Genomic DNA, 19,397 nt, shown 5'->3' with positions numbered 1-19,397 from the left:
ATACGTGAGGAGACGATGGTCATGGTGTTAATCAGGGCTGCTGAATCAAAAGATATCCCCGCGCTGAAAACGCTATTTCTGCAGCTGGGCTATCAGACGGAGACGGCGATCTTAGCGCAACGCATCACTGAACCCCAAAGTATGATGCATACGCTGGTGACTGAAGCAGAAAACACCGTGTGTGGCGTGGTCGTTATCAATTTTATCTTACCGGTACATGAAAACCGATTGTGGGCATTAATTTCCGCGCTGGTGATAGAGGAATCGTCACGGGGTTCAGGGATAGGCCACCAGCTTCTCCATGCCGCAGAGCGCCTCGCCCGCGATAAACAATGCGCTCATATTGAGCTTTCAAGCAGTGAAAACAGAACCAGAGCGCATCAATTTTATGAAACTAACGGCTATAAGGAAGTCCGCAAACGCTTCGTTAAACGTTTGTCTTAGCCGCCAGGAAGTCTTTAAACGGAGCGATTGCGGCGCATGAACAGCAACATGTTCGTTAATATTGCGGTAATGCAGCCCGGGTGCCTTCCGGATATAACAAAAGCACCTGAGGCAGGTGCTTTTTGTCCGGATAATATCAGTTACACTTTGCCCAGCAGGATATTTAACATGCGGCGTAAAGGTTCCGCCGCGCCCCATAACAGCTGATCGCCCACCGTCAATACTGAATAAATCGGTTCATTATTTAGCGACATTTTCTTGTAGCGACCAATACCCACCTGCAGCGAGCCGCTAATAGCAGCCGGGGTCAATTTACTGACACTCTCTTGCTTATTATTGGGGATATAGTTTACCCACGGATGGGAATGGGTCACTAACTCAGCAAATTCCGCTTCGCTGACCTCACGTTTCAGTTTAAGGGTAATGGCAGCGCTGTGGCAGCGGATTACGCCGACCCGAATACATAAGCCATTGACCGGAATGGTGCCGGGCGCAAGGCCAAGAATTTTATTGGTTTCCGCCTCGCCCTTCCATTCTTCGCGGCTGTTTCCATCGCCAAGATCGCTGTCGATCCACGGAATGATGCTGCCCATCAGCGGGACGCCAAAATTCTCCACCGGCATGCCGGCGCTATTAATCAACTCACTCACTTTATTGACTAAAGGCAGCACGGAACCTGATGCCGTCAGTTCATCCGCAGATAAATGCTGACTGATATACGCGCTTTGCGCGATGAATTCCCGCACCTGTTTGGCGCCCGCCCCGGAGGCAGACTGATAGGTCATCACGCTCATCCATTCAATCAGGTCAGCCTTGATCAGCCCGGCCAGCCCCATCAGGCTCAGCGTGATGGAGCAGTTGCCGCCGACAAACAGTTTCATTCCCGCTCTTACCGCGCGATCGATATTATCGCGGTTGACCGGGTCGAGAATAATGCAGGCGTTGTCATCCATCCGCAGCGCCGAAGCGGCGTCAATCCAGTACCCTTGCCAGCCAGAGTTAATTAACGCAGGATAGATGGCTTTGGTATAATCCCCGCCCTGACAGGTTATAATAATATCCATTTCGGCGAGGGCGCTAAGGGAATTCGCATCTTTCAGTTTGTCGCTTTTACCATTAATAACCGGGCCAGCGGCACCCGCACTGGAGGCACTAAAAAAATGCGCTGAAATATCGTCGAAATCATTTTCTTCGATCATGCGCTGCAACAATACTGAGCCAACCATGCCCCGCCAGCCAACAATACCCACCTGCTTCATTTATTTAACCTTAAAAAGTTATGAGAATGTTAATTTGAGTGTCGCCATACCTTATATCGTATCCCCCAATAAAGGTCATTACCCAGCACATCGATTTTTATCATTATTAAAATGTTTCATCTGCCATCAGCGATAGTTATCTCTTATTACGGTCAGGCAGATATAAGGCGGCGGAGACTGTTCAAAGGGAGAAACGACGTAGCGGAACGGCAGTGGCTTCTCCCCTGGCTGCCATAAATGGTTACTTGCATTTTGATAGTGACTATGTCAATTTGCTGGCAAAAGCCACCTTGTTACTGGACAGCCCATGAAAAATGAACCGCTTTGCCACGCTCCCTGCCCCATCGCCCGTAGCCTGGGACGCATCGGTGACAGCTGGAGCATCATGATCCTGCGCGACGCGTTCGCGGGCTTTACCCGCTTTGACGAGTTCCAGAAGAGCAGCAACGTCGCGCCCAATATTCTGTCGCGCCGCCTGAAGGCGCTGGTCGACGACGGGCTGCTGGAGAAGGTTTGCTACAGCAGCACCCCGCCGCGCTACGAATACCACCTCACCCCGCGGGGCCGCGATTTTCGCATGGTATTGCTGGCGCTGGCGGAATGGGGTAACCGCCACTTCGCTCCCGAAGGCCGTCAGATGCAGCTGGTGGAAACCGCCACCCAGCGCCGCGTGGAGCCAGTCATGGTGGATAAAGCGACCGGGGAAGAGATTATCCCTGGTAAATACGCCATGGTGCCGGGCCCCGCAGCCTCGCCGCTGATGCAATATCGTCATGAATATCTGCTGCGCAAACGCGAAGGCGATAGCGGGCAAAAATTCCAGCCTGAACCCTACAGAGATGCCAACCATGAAGCTGGCCAGTAAGAAAAGCGTCCTCGTCCTGGCGGCCCTCTCCGCCGTTCTGGCGGCAGCGAGCTACGGCGCGTACTGGTGGCAAACCGGACGTTTTCTGCAGACCACCGATGACGCCTATGTTGGCGGCGACATTAGCGCCATCTCCAGCAAAGTCTCCGGCTATATCCAGCAGCTGGCGGTGCAGGACAATATGGCGGTGAAAAAAGGTGACCTGTTGATCCGCATTGACGACCGCGATTACCGCGCCGCCCTCGCGAAAGCCGCCGGAGAAGTGGCGGCGCAGCAGGCCGCGCTGGCCGATATTCAGGCTACCCGCCAGCTACAGCAGGCGACCATTGCCGGCTCTACGGCCTCGTTACTGGCCGCCACGGCGGCAACCGAAAAACTGGCTAACGACAACCGACGCTATAACGCCCTGGCCGCGTCGAGCGCGATTTCCGCACAGATCCGCGATAACGCCTCCGCCGATTATCGCCGGGCGCATGCCGAGCAGGAGAAAGCCAAAGCGGATAAAACCGTGGCCGAACGTCAGCTGACGGTGCTGGATGCTCGCCAGCAGCAAACCCTGGCTGCCCTGGCGCAGGCCCAGGCTAACCTCGAGATGGCCAGGCTGAACCTCAGCTATACCGACATTCGCGCGCCGTTCGATGGGGTGATTGGCAACCGCCGCGCGTGGTCCGGCTCCTTCGTCAGCAGCGGCACGCAGCTGCTCTCCCTGGTGCCCGCGCACGGCCTGTGGATTGACGCCAACTTCAAGGAAAACCAGCTGGCGCATATGCGCGCCGGCCAGGCGGTGACCATCGTCGCCGATGTGCTGCCGAACCATACCTTTAAGGGCCATGTCGCCAGCCTGGCGCCGGCGACCGGCTCACGCTTCAGCATTCTGCCGGCGGAGAACGCGACCGGGAATTTCACTAAAATCGTGCAGCGGGTGCCGGTTCGCATTGCGCTGGAAGGTGACGGGGCAAAGCTTGACGTCCTGCGCCCGGGACTGTCGGTGATCGTTACCGTGAATGAAAAGAGCCCTCGATGAGCACCGCTCAGGCGCTGTCCGCCCCGCAAAGTCTGTCGATGCCGACGGCGAAGAAAATCTTTGCCTTCGCCAGCATGTGCGTGGGGATGTTTATCGCCCTTATCGACATCCAGATTGTCTCCGCCTCGCTGCGGGATATCGGCGGTGGCCTGTCGGCGGGCGACGATGAGACCGTCTGGGTACAAACCAGCTACCTGATCGCCGAGATCATTATTATCCCGCTTTCCGGCTGGCTGGCCCGGGTCATGTCGACCCGCTGGCTGTTTGCCGCCTCCGCGGCGGGCTTCACACTGATGAGCCTGCTGTGCGGCTGGGCGTGGAACATCCAGAGTATGATCGCCTTCCGCGCCCTGCAGGGGCTGGCGGGCGGGTCGATGATCCCCCTGGTGTTCACCACCGCTTTCGCCTTTTTTCAGGGCAAACAGCGGGTCATTGCCGCGGCGACAATCGGCGGCCTGGCCTCCCTCGCCCCGACGCTGGGCCCGACGGTGGGCGGCTGGATCACCGAAAACTACAACTGGCACTGGCTGTTCTTTATCAACGTTGTTCCGGGGATTTACATCGCGGTGGCAGTGCCGCTGCTGGTGAAAGTAGACAGCGCCGACCCCACTCTGCTGCGCGGCGCCGACTATCTCAGTATTCTGCTGCTGGCCGTGTCCCTCGGCTGCCTGGAATATACCCTCGAAGAAGGTCCTCGCTGGGGCTGGTTTGATGACGCGACCCTGACGACCACCGCCTGGGTCGCCCTGCTCTGCGGCGTGGCTTTTGTTATCCGCACCCTCCGCCATCCGCAGCCGGTGATGGATCTGCGGGCCCTGCAGGACCGAACTTTCAGCCTCGGCTGCTATTTCTCGTTTATGGCCGGCGTCGGCATCTTCGCCACCATCTATTTAACTCCGATGTATCTCGGTAGCGTGCGCGGTTTCAGCGCGCTGGAGATCGGCCTGGCGGTATTTTCCACCGGCTTGTTCCAGGTCATGTCTATTCCGTTTTATTCGTGGCTCGCCAACCGCGTTGACCTGCGCTGGCTGCTGATGGCCGGGCTGATCGGTTTTGCGGTGTCGATGTACAGCTTCGTCCCGATAACCCATGACTGGGGGGCGGACCAGTTGCTGCTCCCGCAGGCGTTTCGTGGACTGGCGCAGCAGTTTGCCGTCGCGCCAACGGTGACCCTGACGCTGGGCAGCCTGCCGCCCGCGCGCCTGAAGCTGGCCTCCGGGCTGTTTAATCTCATGCGCAACCTCGGAGGCGCTATCGGCATCGCCCTGTGCGGCACGGTGCTTAACGACAGAACCAATTTGCACTACAACCGCCTGGCGGACCATCTGAATAACGCCAACCTGGCGATGAGCGATTTTGTTCAGCGCAGCGCGGCAAACTTCACCGTCCAGGGGATCTCGCCGGATGCCGCGCAGACGGCGGCGCTGAAAAATCTTTCCGCGCTGGCGCTGCGGGAGGCGCGAACCCAGGCCTTTTCCGATGCTTTCTACCTCATCATGATGGGTTTTTTGCTTGCCGCGATGCTGGTTCCCTTGATGAAAAAGCCGCCGGCACACTGATACTACAGGAGAGTAAACTATGGGCGTTTCCGTTAAACGCATTGTCGTCACCGGGATGGGGATTGTCAGCCCGCTGGGCTGCGGCGTACAGCACGTCTGGCAGTCGCTGCTGGCAGGAAAGTCAGGGATCACCAGACTCAGCGAGCAGCTGGTCGCGGATATTCCCTGCAAAGTGGCCGGCCAGGTGCCGTCCATTGAAAGCGATCCGCTGCACGGCTTCGACCCACTGGCGACCATCCCGGCGAAAGAGCGCAAAAAGATGGATCGCTTTATCGAGTTTGCGCTGGTCGCCGCCCGTGAAGCGCTGACCCAGGCCGGCTGGTCGCCAGCATCTGCGGCCGAACAGGAACGCACCGCCACGGTGATCGCCACCGGGATCGGCGGCTTCAGCGAGATCGCCAATGCGGTACATACCACCGATGAACGCGGGCCGCGTCGCCTCTCGCCGTTCACTATCCCCTCTTTTCTGGCCAACCTGGCCGCCGGGCATGTGTCTATCGCTCACGGCTTCCGGGGCCCCATCGGCGCGCCGGTCACCGCCTGCGCAGCGGGTGCACAGGCCATTGGCGATGCGGCGCGGATGATCCGCAGCGGCGAGGCGGATATTGCCCTCTGCGGCGGCGCGGAAGCGGCAATTCATCGCGTTAGCCTGGCCGGGTTTGCCGCGGCAAGGGCGCTCTCCAGCGCCTCCAACGACCAGCCGGAAGCCGCTTCCCGCCCCTTTGACCGCGACCGCGATGGATTTGTGATGGGAGAAGGCGCGGGGCTTATCGTGATCGAGTCACTGGAGCACGCGCTGGCGCGCGGCGCCACGCCGCTGGCCGAGCTGGTCGGCTACGGCACCAGCGCAGATGCTTATCACCTGACCGCAGGCCCGGAAGACGGGAACGGCGCGCGTCGGGCCATGGAGACCGCTATTCGCCAGGCCGGGGTGACCGTCGACGAGATTGACCATATCAACGCCCACGCCACCTCGACGCAGGTCGGTGATAAAGGTGAACTGGCGGCGATTAAAACGCTGTTTGGCGCGCATCCGGTCGCCATTACCTCGACGAAATCCGCCACCGGCCATCTGTTAGGCGCGGCCGGCGGGATTGAGGCCATCTTCACCATTCAGGCGCTGCGTGATCAGGTGGTGCCGCCGACGCTGAACCTGCATCACCCCGATGAAGAGGCGGCAGGCATGAACCTGGTGGCGCTGCAGGCCCGCCCGCAGAAGATGCGCTATGCGCTGTCGAACGGTTTTGGCTTTGGCGGGGTTAACGCCAGCCTGCTGCTGAAACGCTGGGAATAATCGTCAACTCCCCCGCCGGCGCGGGCTGGCGGGGGAGCTCCACCCGGACACCCTACTCAGTCAATGATCTCCCTCTTCTGGCACAGCAGACGACGAAGCGCCGCCACGGCGTGGCAGTGACCTTTATCAAGATCTTCGCTATCGGTCATCTTTGCCAGAAAGGTCAGCAACACCATGATGAATTCTTCACGCAATTATGAGGCGGCGCTCATTTTATGCGCATGGCGAGTCATATCCTGTGACTAATTCTCAGGAGGTAAAATCATGAAAAAGCTTCTGATATGTTGTTTGTTTGGCAACACCGCCAATTCTCTCGCCAAAAAGATACAGTTGCTGGCGGAAAAAAAGGGCCATCCTCTCATTGTCAGCGCAGTGGGCCTGGAAAATTTTGCCAGCGTGGCGCCCGCTTTCGACGGATTTCTCGTTGCGCCGCATATTCAGTATAAGGTCGCGGAGATAAGAGGGATCGTTGGCGACGCTCGTTCTATTGCGGTGATTGAAAGTCTGCCCTATGCCTCACTTGACGCGGAAAAAGTTTTCGCGTTTGTGATGGCGCAGATGCCTGAACTGGCAATCTGACACAGAAGGCCGCCTCTCTTGTGCGGCCTTCTCTACGCATGTCGCCTCCTACCTGCCCTGTTGAGACACTTCAGCCAGTAATGCCGCCTGTACAGCAGGACGGGCATTTATTATTTCCATATACGACGATAGCGCTGGCCAGCGATCCAGTGGGATCGCGAAGAATTTGCACCATCCCAGCACCGTGAAGAGGTAGGCATCCGCCACGCTAAAGGATGACCCCGTCAGATAGTTTTTTTCGCTGAGCGTCGTCTGCAGAAAATCGAAACGTCGGAATAGCTTGTCCCGGAACATCGTTTTGACATCTTCCGCCAGCGCGGAGTTAAACAGCGGCGCCGAACCCGCGTGTATTTCACTGGAGATAAAGTTAAGCCATTCCTGCAGGCGCACCCTTTCCCAGCTGCCCGCGCGCGGCGCCAGGCCGTATTCGGGTTTACGATCGGCGAGGTACTGCACCATCGCCGGCCCCTCCGTGAGGATCTGCCCATCATCCAGCTCAAGCGCAGCAACATACCCTTTCGGGTTAATGGTGAGGAAGTCGCGACCATCAGCGGTGATCTTGCTTCTGTTGTTGACTCTCACCAGTTCAAATTCAAGGTTCAGCTCGCGCAGCACGATGTGCGGTGATAATGAACAGGTATCTGGCGCGTAATAAAGTTTCATCTCGTCTCCGTTAATGTGTAAAGCCGTCGGACAACGTCCTGAACGATCCTCAGCACACTGTATTTAACGCCGATCGCACTGTAAAATTAATGATATAGAAAAGAACTATTAGCTGAGCTACTGATAATCATGATGAATCTTTTACACTGGCGCCTGCTGGTAGCCGTGGCGGATGCTGGCAATATCTCACGCGCTGCCGAGGAGATAGGCATGACCCAGTCTGGCGCCAGCCAGGCCATTGCCCAGCTTGAGGCTTCTCTGGGCTTTCCGGTATTTACCCGTGAGCGACGATATATCGGGATTACCGCCCTGGGTGAGCAGGTGGTGGAACATGCCAGAAACATGCTTTCGCAGCTGAACGCCATCCGCGAACTGGCTGATCGGGGCCGGAACGTGACCCGCGGGCGCATTCGGCTGGCCAGTTTTCCCTCCGTGACGTCTACCTTGTTGCCCGGCCTGCTGCGCGACTTTAAGCGCCTGCATCCGGGTATTGACGTTGTCGTGCTGGAAGGCTCTGACGAAGAAGTCGAAGCGTGGCTTGCCGCAGACACCATTGAACTTGGAGTGGTCATGAATCCCGTTCCCGGACGTGCAGAGGTGGTATTAGGACAGGATGCGTGGGTCGCGGTCCTGCCCGCCAGCCATCGGCTGGCACAGCATGCGAAAGCTGATGGCATAACGTTGAAGGCATTGGCGGACCAGCCCTTTGTTCTGGCGACGGGGGGCTGTGTCGTGAATGGCAAAAGCCTGATGGAAAAGGCCGGGTTGCAACTCTCTGATATCCGCGTGACGGTTCGCGACTGGATAAGCGCCTGTAAACTGGTCGGCGAAGAGATGGGCGTTGCGCTGGTACCGGAGTCCGCCCTGCCGGAGACATTGCGCAACCTGTGCGTGGTGCCAGTTACGCCGGCCATTCATCGTGAATTTGGGCTGGTTTGTTCGCCATCCGGATCATCTTCTGATGCCACACAGGCGCTGCTTAATGCGCTGCGTAAACGAAGATGAGCGCTCAAGAGTGAATCATCTTATCGCCATGGCATCAATCTCCAACCTCACTCCTGTTCCCAAACAAAATTTCACTTTGAATATTTACTGAGTTTACTGATATGTATGCCTAACCAGGTAAGTTCATCATTAGGAATAGCAATAGCGTAATTGCTTTTTATAAAGTCACGAATCACCTCAGCAACCACCATCGCTTTTGGATGGAAACGAATTAACTCATTATAGAAGTCGTCAGTTTCTTCTGTGGCAAGGCTATTATTTAATACCCTTTCAGCGAAATATCTTAAATGCGTAATAAACCTGGCATAGTGAATTGAATTCACATCAATATTTTGATTGAGTTTATAACGAACAATTTCAGCAATTCTGTTCACTAATTCTACTTGCTTATGTGCATTAGTCTCATCAAATTGAAAAGTTGCATTGATAATATGAAAAGCAATGTGTACAGCCTCGTCATCAGGAAGGCTCACCGCAAACTTAGCTGATACCAAATCTCTTGCCAACTCGCCAATGCTATACTCTTTCTGATAGTACCGCTTTATTTCCCAGGTCAGTTTATTCGCAATATTCGTATTTGTTTTACAGCGTTCAACAGCAAAATGCAAGTGTTCCGCGAGGGTGAATAATAAAACTGAATTAAGCTTTTCGCTGTAATGAGCTTGAGCCAGCTTGACAATTTCATGAGTGATCTCAAAGAAATCCGCGGGAATTGTGTCCGTTAGTGACAGATAATGTCGCGACTTGAGGGTATCCAAAGGCATAAAGACCTGTTCTACACTTTGCAAGTCGATAATTGTCCCTGGCTTGGTGTTAAAACCGATACCTTTGCCAAAGAGTATCATCTCTTTTCCGTCATTTTCAGCAAGCAACATGCTGTTATTTAAGGACTTTTTAACTTTCATCTCAGTTCCCGCGGTAGCAATGATTAACTTAAATCAGTCCCGTTAGTCGCTATAACCTTGCGATACCAATAGAAGGAGTCCTTGCGTAACCGATTCAATGAACCGTTCCCCTCGTCATCTTGATCTACATAAATAAAACCATAGCGTTTGGTCATTTGCGATGTTCCGGCACTAATAATATCAATTGTTCCCCAACTCGTATACCCAATTAAATCGACACCTTCTTTGACAGCTTCAATCATCTGCTCAAAATGCGCACGAAAATAATTAATACGATAATCGTCATGTATCTTCCCATCAACCACTGTATCTTTTGCACCAAACCCGTTTTCAACAATAAATAAAGGGATTTGGTATCGATCGTAAAGCTCCAGCAGCGAAATTTTAAGCCCTACAGGATCTATTTGCCATCCCCATTCAGAAGCCGGTAGATGTGGATTTTTTACACCCATGATAGTATTCCCTGCCGTGCGCTCTGCATCGGACTGAACAGATTCCGTGATGGACATATAATAGCTGAATGAAAGAAAATCTACAGTATAGCGACGTAACGTTTCCAAATCATCCGGCTGCATTTTTATCTTGATATTCCGCAGTTCCAGGTCCCGCTTAATTAATGGTGGATATTCGCCTTTAATCTGTACATCTGAATAAAAATAGTTTTCGAGATTTTTTTTCAGAGTGGCTTCCACGTCAGCAGGATGACAGGTCAGTGGGTAAGTTGTTAACTTGGTAAGCATACATCCGACCTGGCTGCCAGGTATCTTTTCGTGGCAGTCTCTTGTCGCTAACGCCGAAGCAACAAACTGATGATGCAGCGCCTGATAAATATCCTGCGTGCTTTCTCCTGGTAAACTTTTCTCTTCGCGGACACCCGCTGTCGTAAAAGGATGTCGATGAATGCTATCAATTTCATTGAATGTTAACCAGTAGCGTACCAAATTCTTGTAACGGTCAAAGCACACATTTGAATAGCGTACAAACGCATCAACAACATTTCGGTGGACCCAGCCATTATATTTCTCACTCAATGCTAATGGCATTTCATAATGTGAGAGCGTAACCAGTGGTTCAATGCCAAGTCTGCGCATTTCAGTGAACATATTTTCATAGAACTGTAATCCCTTTTCATTCGGTTGCTCATCTTCACCTGTTGGGAAGATTCGTGACCACGCGATTGATACGCGCAGGACTTTTATACCCATTTCGGCAAAAAGCGCTAAGTCTTCTTTGTAACGATGATAAAAATCGATGCCTCTGCGTTTAGGGTAATTGTGATCATTCTTCCCCTCAAGCGCATCGCTCACGTTTTGATCAGATACGGCCATATGGCCGGCATAGTCGCTTGTACTCAAATGCGCCTTGTAGGCAACTGCATCTGCAACGGAAGGCCCTTTGCCGTCAACGTTCCATGCCCCCTCTGCCTGATTGGCTGCAATGGCTGCACCCCATAAAAAATTCTCGGGAAGAATAGTTTTCGACATAATATTAAGCCTCTTTTAATGAAAAAATATTAAACTGCTGGAGTGTATTGGTATGATCGTTTGACGGCTTCATTATAAAACGATCGCTATTGGTAATAACCATTATAACGACTGGGTCATAACCCGCTTTGGTTATTTCATCAATATCAAATTCGATTAATAGCTCACCCGCTTTAACGCGTTGGCCATCTGTAATTTTCGGGTGAAAGCCTTCACCGTTCATTTGTATCGTATCAATTCCAATATGAAAGATGACCTCTACTCCATGGGTAGTCATCATGCTGGCTGCATGGCCACTTTCGAACACATGCTCAATTACGCCATCGGCAGGTGCATAGAGTGCTCCCACCGTTGGAACGATAGCGATACCATCCCCCATGATTTTTGAAGAAAATACATCGTCGTTGACATCTGTCAAGGGGATAACTTTCCCTTCAACCGGGCTGGTAAAGGTAAAGTCATTCATTAAGACTGGATGAGCAGTGACTTCAGTCTTCTCAAATTTTGGCATGTCCTCCGCTGGATGGGGCGTTGTCGTTTTTTCTTTCCAGAAGAATAATGTTGATAAAAATGCCAGGCAGAATGAAACAAGTGCACCGATGATTGCATATATCAAACTGGTTGGATTATCCGGTGACGCAAAAATTGAGATACTGGCAAGGCTCGGCGCTACTATTGCATAAGCTGAGACCATCATAAATCCCATGAAGGATCCACCCACCATTGCACCCAACATCACGGAGATCAGTACTGGCCTATGCAGTAAAGTAATACCGTAAAGTGCAGGTTCAGTAATGCCAAACAGAGCTGATATTCCAGAGGAAAGAGCAGTCCCTTTAAACATTTTATCTTTACTTTTTAGCGAAACGGCAAGGCAGGCTCCTGCTTCAGCGATATTGTGAGCTAAGGAAGCTGGGTTATACAAAGATTCTTTACCTGTCTGCCCCATTGACATTATGGCATAAGGTAGGAAAGGTTTATGCATTCCAGCCGCTACAATAAATGGTAGCCCGCCCGCAAGTAAGCCTGTTGCGATGAATCCAAATTTGCCATGCATCCAAAGGATCAGATGCGTTAACAGAGAACCCATTTCAAAACCTAATGGTCCAAGGATAAGCAATGTGACGGGTACCGTCGTAACCAGCGATAACATGGGCGATAAGAAACCACGTAATGCATTAGGCGTATAACGATTAAAAAGAGATTCCGTTTGTGCATAAAAAATAACACAAAGAATTGCGGGAAACACCTGCGCTGCATAGGAGACGTTCGTAATATCGAAAGTCATTAACGTTGCACCTTGTTTTGCCAGGGTTGTAAATGTGGGCAACAACAAGACTGAGACAGCAGTCAATGCAACTAAGGGATTAACTTTAAGCTTATTCGCAGTAGTGATGGCGATAAGTAAGGGTAAAAAATAAATAGGCGCGGTTCCGATGCAGTCCAAAATTTGATATGTCGAACTGTCTTTAGTCAGCCATCCAGCCATATTCAAAATGATTAAAATGGATTTCAGCACGCCGCCACCTGCGATTGCAGGTATGAGTGGTTGAAAGATACTGATAACAAAATCAATCAACCATGTATTCCATTTTTTCTTTGTTACTGGTTTCTGTTTCGCGTCAGCATCATTAGCCATTAACGATCTAATTGCATCAAACACTTTAACAACGTCTTTGCCAATGACTATCTGACACTGCACATTTGTCACGACACCCATTACCTCAGGTAATTTTTTGAGGTCAGACACTTCAACTTTAGCATTGTCATACAAGCTTAATCGTAATCTGGTTGAGCAATGTTCAATGTGTTCGATGTTGCCTGCTCCACCGACTAATTTGAGAATTGTACGCCCAGTATTTAGATGATCCATAAGTTGCCTCATGAGCAAAAAAAAAGACCTGAAATTCTCACCCCAAATGATGGGGGAGAATTTCAGGTCTTGCCTGCATTACCAGTTACACGCCTGTACTACATATTTGCCAACAATATACTATATACATAGTTACAGGCAATAAAATTAACCCATCTTTTGTCAAAATGTGACATTTATCACATAATAATCCTCGTAAATGACCACGATATAAAAAACCTCCCAGGAGTATTTTCTTCCTGTATTATATTTCCTTTATATTAACCGATAGTCACCACCACACCTCAGCCTGAGCGCCAATAGATAATTGATCTTTTTTATTATCGTTGAATGTATAATTCGATATCTCGTTTTGGTTTGCCCGGATATACGTCGTATAGAACCGAATTTCTGGCCTTGAGGTTAGGATTGATGTATTAACTTTAAGTGCATGATACAATGTTGTTTTGTAACCGGATTCACTATATGTCTGCTCTTGAGTTTTGTTATCCTGTCTAAACCATCCGAGTTCTATCCCGGTCTGGTTGAATTTATCCCAGATATAAGCGGGACGGATGACACTTCGATAACTTTCAAAATCTGTATGAGCACCAGTATCATAGCTAAATATATCATTACCATTTGAATATACTAGTGCGTGTGCAACAATAGTGTTTTCCGTGGGATAAAATTCCCCTTGAGAAATTATTCTGAATGCCTTGCCATTTGTGTGATTCCCATAATAGTTATCACCACTCCCAAATGTTGGGTTTGCTTCAGAAATTTTTGCAAAAGAACTGGCAATAGAATTATTGGCAGCTTGCAGGGTTAATTCGTCATAACCCCCTGCGTCAAACTTCTGCCTTAAAATCGCACCTACCAGCCAGGCATCTTTTACATGATAATACTGACCATCAGCCTCCCCTGACTTCACGACGTCTGATTTGTTTGCCATGTTATAGCGCCCATCAAGTTCTAATGTTGCCTTGTCCCATAAGGGAATTTCACGATAACGTATATCAAGCGCATTCGTATTGATCTGTAATGAATTTCCTGATGTATCATAATCAAGAGCGCGCGCGTTCAGGTCCTGACGCACTACAGCAACGTTAAATTTGCCTGGACCCATTTTCCAGTTTTCTATACCGAGCCCTGCTCCGCTTTCTGTTCTGACGCTTTTCCAGTCAAGCATCTGTATCTCATACTTAGGCAGATAGTGCTTACCTACCCAAAAATCAGCTTCAGGGGCAAAATTAAGAAATCCCTTCGTCGTGAGATAGATATCAGAAAATTGTAAGTTACTCTCTGTATCCTTATCAAAGACTGCATTGTTGTATTGCTCACCCACATTACCATCCAGCATAACAACAGCATGTGCAGTTTTACCATCCTGGTCGTACACTTTCTGCTTGAGTTGAAGATCGAACCATGAGGTATATTCATTGCCGAAACGGCCAAGAGATCCAATAGCATACTCTTTTGGCGATCCATGATTAGCCGTTCCCCAACCAGAACGGAAATAGCCATTGTACGAAAAACCAATATCGTTTTTAACAAAGTCACTAATTTCTTTCAACGTAAGATCATTATTAACTTTAGTTGTGGCACTATTACCTGTTTGGTTGCTATTACTGGATGCTACTGCAACAGTTGAAGAGGCAGAATTTGTTGTTGGTTGAATCTTTTCATCTGCTGAGCTGACCGGGTTTCTGTTTGTTTTATCAGCTTGCTTATACCTGGTTAATTCTGCTTTTGTACTTTTTAATTCTGCAGTGTTTTCCTGGAGTTGTTTTTCAAGCAAAGCCAGTCTCTCTTCCACTGTTAAACTCTGTCCATAAGCATTGCTGAACATGGCAGAGATAAGGCAAAATAGAATAGTCTTGTTCATATTTTAAAATTCTCATGTAGATTACAGGGGTAAAGCGTTTATTAAAATAAAATCATACCTCACCTTCCCAGGGTAGGAATATATATAGTAAGCAAGCCTGTTTAGCCTGATCATTTCATAGCTATTTGACTCCAGCGAAATGGAGCGATGCTTAACATTAATATTGAATTCTGAAATGAAAAATTGGTTTCAAAAAAATTATTTGCTTGTTGTCGCTCCTTTAACTGTGCCGATTCGCAACGTGAACGGAGACTTCTCTTGCCTTATCTCGTCACAACAGTTCTGTTTTTACAAATGAACCCAAATGACCGCCCTGCCCGATAAAAGTAAGCTTGACGCTATTTGGATTATCCGGAGCAGCGTTTTTCTTCATTTAAGCTAAGCCGTTGTCGGGTAGAACCATGTTCAATATGTTCAAAATTGCTTGCCCCGCTGTTCAATTTACGTATTTTCTGCGCCTTTTTTTTGTAGTCCATTTTCTACCCCAGAAGCAAAAAAAAGACCTGAGATGAACAATGAATAGGTCTAAATTCATCGCTCATCTCAGGTCTTGCCTGTTTTACCAGTTACACGCCTGTCGTTCTGCCTGTGTATTTAAATATTTTGTCGGAAGGTTTTACAATAGCTTACTTTGAATTTTTTTTAAAATGTGACATGTCTTACAAATTTAAACCGTGTCGGATGCAAATTATACGACGTTTCTCAACAGCAAAAGCGGGATAAACCCTACCCGCACCGGGTTTCTGTCCCTGTAATATGCCCATGGCATCGCTGTGTAACACCTGAAGAGTGTCAGGATATTTCTGGCACTCTTCAGAGAGATCATCTGAACTGCCTGGGCTTATGTGTTAGCGTTTTCCTGCTGCCGGGGGATTTTCCCCGTGGCGGCGTTTGACTTACTGCTGGAGTAAATGAAGAACAGCGCGATACCCAGGCAGACAATGGCGCCGATTCGGCTCAGCGAGAATGGAATCGACGCATTGCCCAGCCAGCCGAAGTTATCGATCAGCATGCTCATGGTTAACTGGCCAAAAATGACAGCGACCGTAGCCACTGCCGCGCCAATACGCTGGACGGCCAGTACCATAATGACGATATACGGTACGCCAAACATTGCGCCCAGCAGCTGCCATTTAGGCACGTCCATCAGCGTCAGGGGGTGTTTGGGTTCGAAGAAGAAGATCAGCAGCCCCGTCACCAGGGCGCCGACAGAAAATGTCAGGAACGCGCTTTTAAATACGCCGACCTTGCTGCCCAGCTGGCCATTGATAGCCGCCTGGATACTCAGCATGGCGCCACCGGCGACGGCGAGCAGAATCATGATAATAGTCATAATGTTACTTTACCCCTGTGCAACCATAACCAGCGCTGCAATGATGAAAATCAGCGCAATGATACGTTTACTGTCAATTTTTCGGCGCGACGTACCGAGCAGGCCGAAGTGATCAATAATCAGGCTCTTGAACACCTGGCCTGCCAGGATGCCGATCATCGTCATGGCAATGCCGATTGCCGGCGTTACCACGGTCAGAATGATGACGTAAATCGGGCCAAGCACGCCGCCAAGCAGCTGCCACGCTGGTTGCGCAAATAACGACGGGCTGTTGCGCGGGCTGAAAAAAAGCATCAGCAGAAAGGTCAGCGCCGCGCCCACGCCGAATATGCTGAAGGTCGCCCAGAGGTCACCGACCTCCCCACCCAATGGTCCGAGCAATCCTGCCTCTATGGACAGTCCCATGCCCCCGGCAATGACGATAAAAATCAATATTAGCTGCATAGCAATCATCTCCAGTAGTCCAGGCGGAGGAGATTACGGCTTAATATGGATGAGAAAAATGCCATAATGAGATAAACACCTGTGCAGGATATGCATTAATGAATGAGCTTGGGAACATCAGTATTCGCGCTCTGCTGATTTTTATAGACGTCTATGAGACGCAGAATTTCTCTGTGGTGGCCCGGCGGGAAGGGATATCGGCCTCTCAGGTATCGCGGGTCATCCATCAGATGGAGGATGTGCTCGGCCAGCAGCTTTTTTACCGCAATACCCGGGCGATAATCCCGACGGAAAGCGGCCATCTTTTTATCCGCTATGCGCGAGCGATGACTGGCAGCATGGAGGAGGCGCGGCGGGAACTCAACGAGAGAACGCTTGAGCCTTCCGGAATGGTCCGCATAAACGCACCCGTATTCTTTGGACAGCGCCATGTCGCACCCGCGTTACCGGGCCTGACGGAGCGATATCCGAAGCTCAGCATTGAGCTTACGCTGACTGATGATTACATCGATCCGCACCGTGAGCCGGCTGACGTGATTTTCCGGATTGGCGTACTGACGGATTCCGCATTTCATGCGCGCGTGTTTGGCCAGCAGTGCTATCATCTTGCCGCGTCACCGGATTATATCCGCCGGCACGGCATGCTGGGATCGCCCGAAGAGCTCGCCCGGCATAAATGCCTGGTCTACCGCGGTTCGTCAGGACCAAACCAATGGCTGCTGCGCCGGCACGGTGAGGAATGGGTGCACTACCCTGTCTCACCCCTGATGTCATCGAATAATGCTGAAACCCTGCTGATTGCCGCACTCGGAGGGATGGGGATTGTGCTGTTTCCTGACTGGCTGATTGGAGACCGGCTAAAGAGCGGCGAACTTATCGAACTGCTGCCGGAGCTGGATAGGTCCATAAAAACGGAGCCACAGCATATCGCGGCAATCTATCCGAATGCCCGCCACCCTCCGCTGAACGTGCGGGCGATTATCGATTACTACATCGACGCGTTCGGTTCACCGCTTTACTGGCAGTCTGAATAAGACAGGCGACTTTATGGTTCGTCTTGAAGTTAACTGCCGTTTCTGGCGCAGAGCAAACGCGTTCAATGCCCTTAAGGTCCGTTTTGAGCGAAAAACGGACCACACTATCTAAAGAAAGATATCGCTGATAATGTTGGGACCGCTCATGTTAAAAAGGTATGCCATTTCTTTTCATTGACGATAACGAAGGGATTTTCATGGTTGAGGTTGAGGAAATAAAAAAGAAGTATCCCGGCGCAGATGCCTGGCAAATGGGTGACAGTCCGGAGCTGGCTAACGAGCTTGCTGACCTGATCAAAAAAGGGATAAAAACGGCCTCTTGCGGATCTTTTGCCTCTTACCAGCAGGAAAAAGCTGCCCCGAGGATAGGGAGTTATAACATTATTCTTGATGGCCAGAATGTTCCAGTTTGCGTGATCAGACTGATTTCGATGCAGCTGGTTCGTTTTTGTGATGTGACTGAAGCATTCGCCCGCAAAGAAGGTGAAGGCGATTTAAGCCTTGAATACTGGAAGAAAGAGCATCAGAGATTTTTCAGCTCCGAAGGTCATTTTTCTGAGGATATGGAGTTGATCGCAGAAGAATTTGAAGTGGTTGAGGTGCTGTGAGACAAGGTTTACGGGCTGACGTTTTATCAATCGCCACTGATAACACTGTTCGCTTCTGGCGCGGAGCGGACAAGCTATCGAGCTAAAGGTCCGCATTGAGCAAGGAGCGGACGTGCCAGCTATAATTGGTAATAAAATGAGAGTAGAGCTATTCTGATTTGTTTATAAAGAACATTTTTACATCCAAGGGCGAAATATTTTTTATGCTATCTTACATGCTATCTCAATATGCCAGGCTACCTGTGCCTGAATTTACCCTACGTTCATGGCTAAAACAATGGTTGTCAGAGCAGGAATCGAGGTGTACAGACAGAAGTTTCTCGGCGCGATTTCCCTGGAGAGAAACTGGATTATGTCAGGAATATTTTTTACAACGAAAACTCAAAATTGATGGAAAGCAATTTCTTACTGGCCCCCGTTATCAGGGCGGAAATATTAACAAACCTTTTATTGATATTGTAGGTATGGATTCTGACCTAAATCATACTGCATTAGAACTCATTAGTAAGGAATGGTCACAACTCAGAGCTCAGTATGTCCGCATTCTTGTACCCGGCCAGTCCTTCCCACAGGGTATTCCCGACCAGTATATATACGCCACCTCTTTTTCTGAACCCCCTGAATTCAATGATAAATCTCTTACTTTGCAAGTGGCGACATACGAAGATTTTGACTGGTGTTGTCAGGCTCTGGGCGATGCCTATAAGCATACATGGCAGACAGTTCGCGAACTTTCTGCAAACAATTTGGTAGCAGTTGATGACAAAGAGTTGTGTGACCATATTTCTGAGAGAGAAGTATATATTATCTATGAAAACGACGTTCGCGCCGGGTTGCTAATATGCCAGAAAGGAAACATCGCTTTTCTGAGAGGATATCGTATTACTGACAAAGTAATACTTCCTGCTTTTCGTGGTCGATCATTGTCAGCCCGAGCGCAACGCCTGCTGTACCGATTATTAACTCATTCCGATTCTGAACTATCTTTGTATATGGGCACAATTATTCCGGAGAATATCCCCTCGATGAAAACTGCAGAAAGAGCGGGACGAACTTGCATCCTAAGTTATCAATTTCTACCCATCTGCAGAACCCACGGCTAACAGCAATGCTAATTTATCTTCAGCCTACTTCCGCTTTTGGCACACAGGGGACGT

General features: G+C 50.2%; 18 protein-coding genes. 10 read left to right on the top strand and 8 right to left on the bottom strand.

The window, feature by feature from the left end; genetic code table 11:
* Positions 1 to 21 precede the first annotated feature (21 nt).
* Positions 22 to 444, top strand: coding sequence for a GNAT family N-acetyltransferase (locus ABLV64_RS02660; RefSeq protein ID WP_032426163.1), 423 nt, complete (start codon positions 22 to 24; stop codon positions 442 to 444).
* A gap of 140 nt (positions 445 to 584) precedes the next feature.
* Here ABLV64_RS02660 and asd read toward each other — a convergent pair whose 3' ends face one another.
* Positions 585 to 1,703: an aspartate-semialdehyde dehydrogenase gene (asd, locus tag ABLV64_RS02655; protein WP_004205825.1), complete on the bottom strand. Its 1,119-nt coding sequence runs from the start codon at positions 1,701 to 1,703 to the stop codon at positions 585 to 587.
* A 307-nt stretch (positions 1,704 to 2,010) separates the two neighbouring features.
* Between asd and ABLV64_RS02650 the strand changes: the two genes are divergently transcribed.
* From ABLV64_RS02650 to ABLV64_RS02630, 5 genes are all read left to right on the top strand, one after another.
* Positions 2,011 to 2,568, top strand: coding sequence for a helix-turn-helix domain-containing protein (locus ABLV64_RS02650; protein WP_032426151.1), 558 nt, complete (start codon positions 2,011 to 2,013; stop codon positions 2,566 to 2,568).
* The gene (locus tag ABLV64_RS02645; protein WP_004205823.1) at positions 2,552 to 3,592 is read left to right on the top strand and encodes an HlyD family secretion protein; all 1,041 of its coding nucleotides are present in this window, start codon (positions 2,552 to 2,554) and stop codon (positions 3,590 to 3,592) included. The genes ABLV64_RS02650 and ABLV64_RS02645 overlap by 17 nt, the downstream gene beginning before the upstream one ends.
* Entirely contained in the window at positions 3,589 to 5,151 is a 1,563-nt protein-coding gene (locus ABLV64_RS02640; RefSeq protein WP_348842946.1) for a DHA2 family efflux MFS transporter permease subunit, read from the top strand. The genes ABLV64_RS02645 and ABLV64_RS02640 overlap by 4 nt, the downstream gene beginning before the upstream one ends.
* 19 nt (positions 5,152 to 5,170) lie before the next feature.
* The gene (fabF, locus tag ABLV64_RS02635; protein WP_048324267.1) at positions 5,171 to 6,445 is read left to right on the top strand and encodes a beta-ketoacyl-ACP synthase II; all 1,275 of its coding nucleotides are present in this window, start codon (positions 5,171 to 5,173) and stop codon (positions 6,443 to 6,445) included.
* A 264-nt stretch (positions 6,446 to 6,709) separates the two neighbouring features.
* Positions 6,710 to 7,024 (top strand): hypothetical protein, encoded by a 315-nt coding sequence (locus ABLV64_RS02630; RefSeq protein ID WP_004205818.1) that lies wholly within the window; start codon positions 6,710 to 6,712, stop codon positions 7,022 to 7,024.
* Between the two features lie 48 nt (positions 7,025 to 7,072).
* Here the strand turns inward: ABLV64_RS02630 and gstA are convergent, their stop codons facing one another.
* On the bottom strand, positions 7,073 to 7,687 hold the full coding sequence (gene gstA, locus ABLV64_RS02625) for a glutathione transferase GstA (RefSeq protein ID WP_186384145.1): 615 nt from the start codon (positions 7,685 to 7,687) through the stop codon (positions 7,073 to 7,075).
* 129 nt (positions 7,688 to 7,816) lie between these two features.
* Between gstA and ABLV64_RS02620 the strand changes: the two genes are divergently transcribed.
* Positions 7,817 to 8,692, top strand: a complete 876-nt coding sequence (locus ABLV64_RS02620; RefSeq protein ID WP_348842945.1) for a LysR family transcriptional regulator — start codon at positions 7,817 to 7,819, stop codon at positions 8,690 to 8,692.
* A 71-nt stretch (positions 8,693 to 8,763) separates the two neighbouring features.
* Here the strand turns inward: ABLV64_RS02620 and ABLV64_RS02615 are convergent, their stop codons facing one another.
* The 6 genes from ABLV64_RS02615 to ABLV64_RS02590 form a co-directional block, all read right to left on the bottom strand.
* Positions 8,764 to 9,597, bottom strand: a complete 834-nt coding sequence (locus ABLV64_RS02615; RefSeq protein WP_004205815.1) for a PRD domain-containing protein — start codon at positions 9,595 to 9,597, stop codon at positions 8,764 to 8,766.
* Positions 9,598 to 9,620: 23 nt separating this feature from the next.
* Positions 9,621 to 11,081 (bottom strand): family 1 glycosylhydrolase, encoded by a 1,461-nt coding sequence (locus tag ABLV64_RS02610; RefSeq protein ID WP_186384146.1) that lies wholly within the window; start codon positions 11,079 to 11,081, stop codon positions 9,621 to 9,623.
* A gap of 4 nt (positions 11,082 to 11,085) precedes the next feature.
* Positions 11,086 to 12,954, bottom strand: coding sequence for a beta-glucoside-specific PTS transporter subunit IIABC (locus tag ABLV64_RS02605; protein WP_348842944.1), 1,869 nt, complete (start codon positions 12,952 to 12,954; stop codon positions 11,086 to 11,088).
* A 271-nt stretch (positions 12,955 to 13,225) separates the two neighbouring features.
* A complete protein-coding gene (locus tag ABLV64_RS02600; protein WP_348842943.1) occupies positions 13,226 to 14,821 on the bottom strand; it encodes a carbohydrate porin in 1,596 nt (531 codons plus the stop codon).
* An 841-nt stretch (positions 14,822 to 15,662) separates the two neighbouring features.
* Positions 15,663 to 16,154, bottom strand: coding sequence for a DMT family transporter (locus tag ABLV64_RS02595; protein WP_004205809.1), 492 nt, complete (start codon positions 16,152 to 16,154; stop codon positions 15,663 to 15,665).
* A gap of 9 nt (positions 16,155 to 16,163) precedes the next feature.
* Positions 16,164 to 16,598 carry a DMT family transporter gene (locus ABLV64_RS02590; protein WP_065904294.1) on the bottom strand — a complete coding sequence of 145 codons (435 nt, stop codon included), beginning with the start codon at positions 16,596 to 16,598 and terminating at the stop codon, positions 16,164 to 16,166.
* Between the two features lie 98 nt (positions 16,599 to 16,696).
* On the opposite strand from ABLV64_RS02590, the gene ABLV64_RS02585 reads away from it, so the two are divergent.
* The 3 genes from ABLV64_RS02585 (at position 16,697) to ABLV64_RS02575 (ending at position 19,343) form a co-directional block, all read left to right on the top strand.
* Positions 16,697 to 17,632, top strand: a complete 936-nt coding sequence (locus tag ABLV64_RS02585; protein WP_002905496.1) for a LysR family transcriptional regulator — start codon at positions 16,697 to 16,699, stop codon at positions 17,630 to 17,632.
* A gap of 251 nt (positions 17,633 to 17,883) precedes the next feature.
* Complete coding sequence (locus ABLV64_RS02580) at positions 17,884 to 18,240, top strand: ASCH domain-containing protein (RefSeq protein WP_074194074.1); 357 nt, start codon at positions 17,884 to 17,886, stop codon at positions 18,238 to 18,240.
* Positions 18,241 to 18,443: 203 nt separating this feature from the next.
* The gene (locus ABLV64_RS02575; protein ID WP_074447399.1) at positions 18,444 to 19,343 is read left to right on the top strand and encodes a hypothetical protein; all 900 of its coding nucleotides are present in this window, start codon (positions 18,444 to 18,446) and stop codon (positions 19,341 to 19,343) included.
* Positions 19,344 to 19,397: the final 54 nt, after the last annotated feature.

The organism is Klebsiella sp. JB_Kp031, from assembly GCF_040064295.1.
GTDB classification, from domain to species: domain Bacteria; phylum Pseudomonadota; class Gammaproteobacteria; order Enterobacterales; family Enterobacteriaceae; genus Klebsiella; species Klebsiella quasipneumoniae.
Note: the sequence above shows the minus strand (reverse complement) of the source record. Positions and strands in the feature narration are given on the sequence as shown.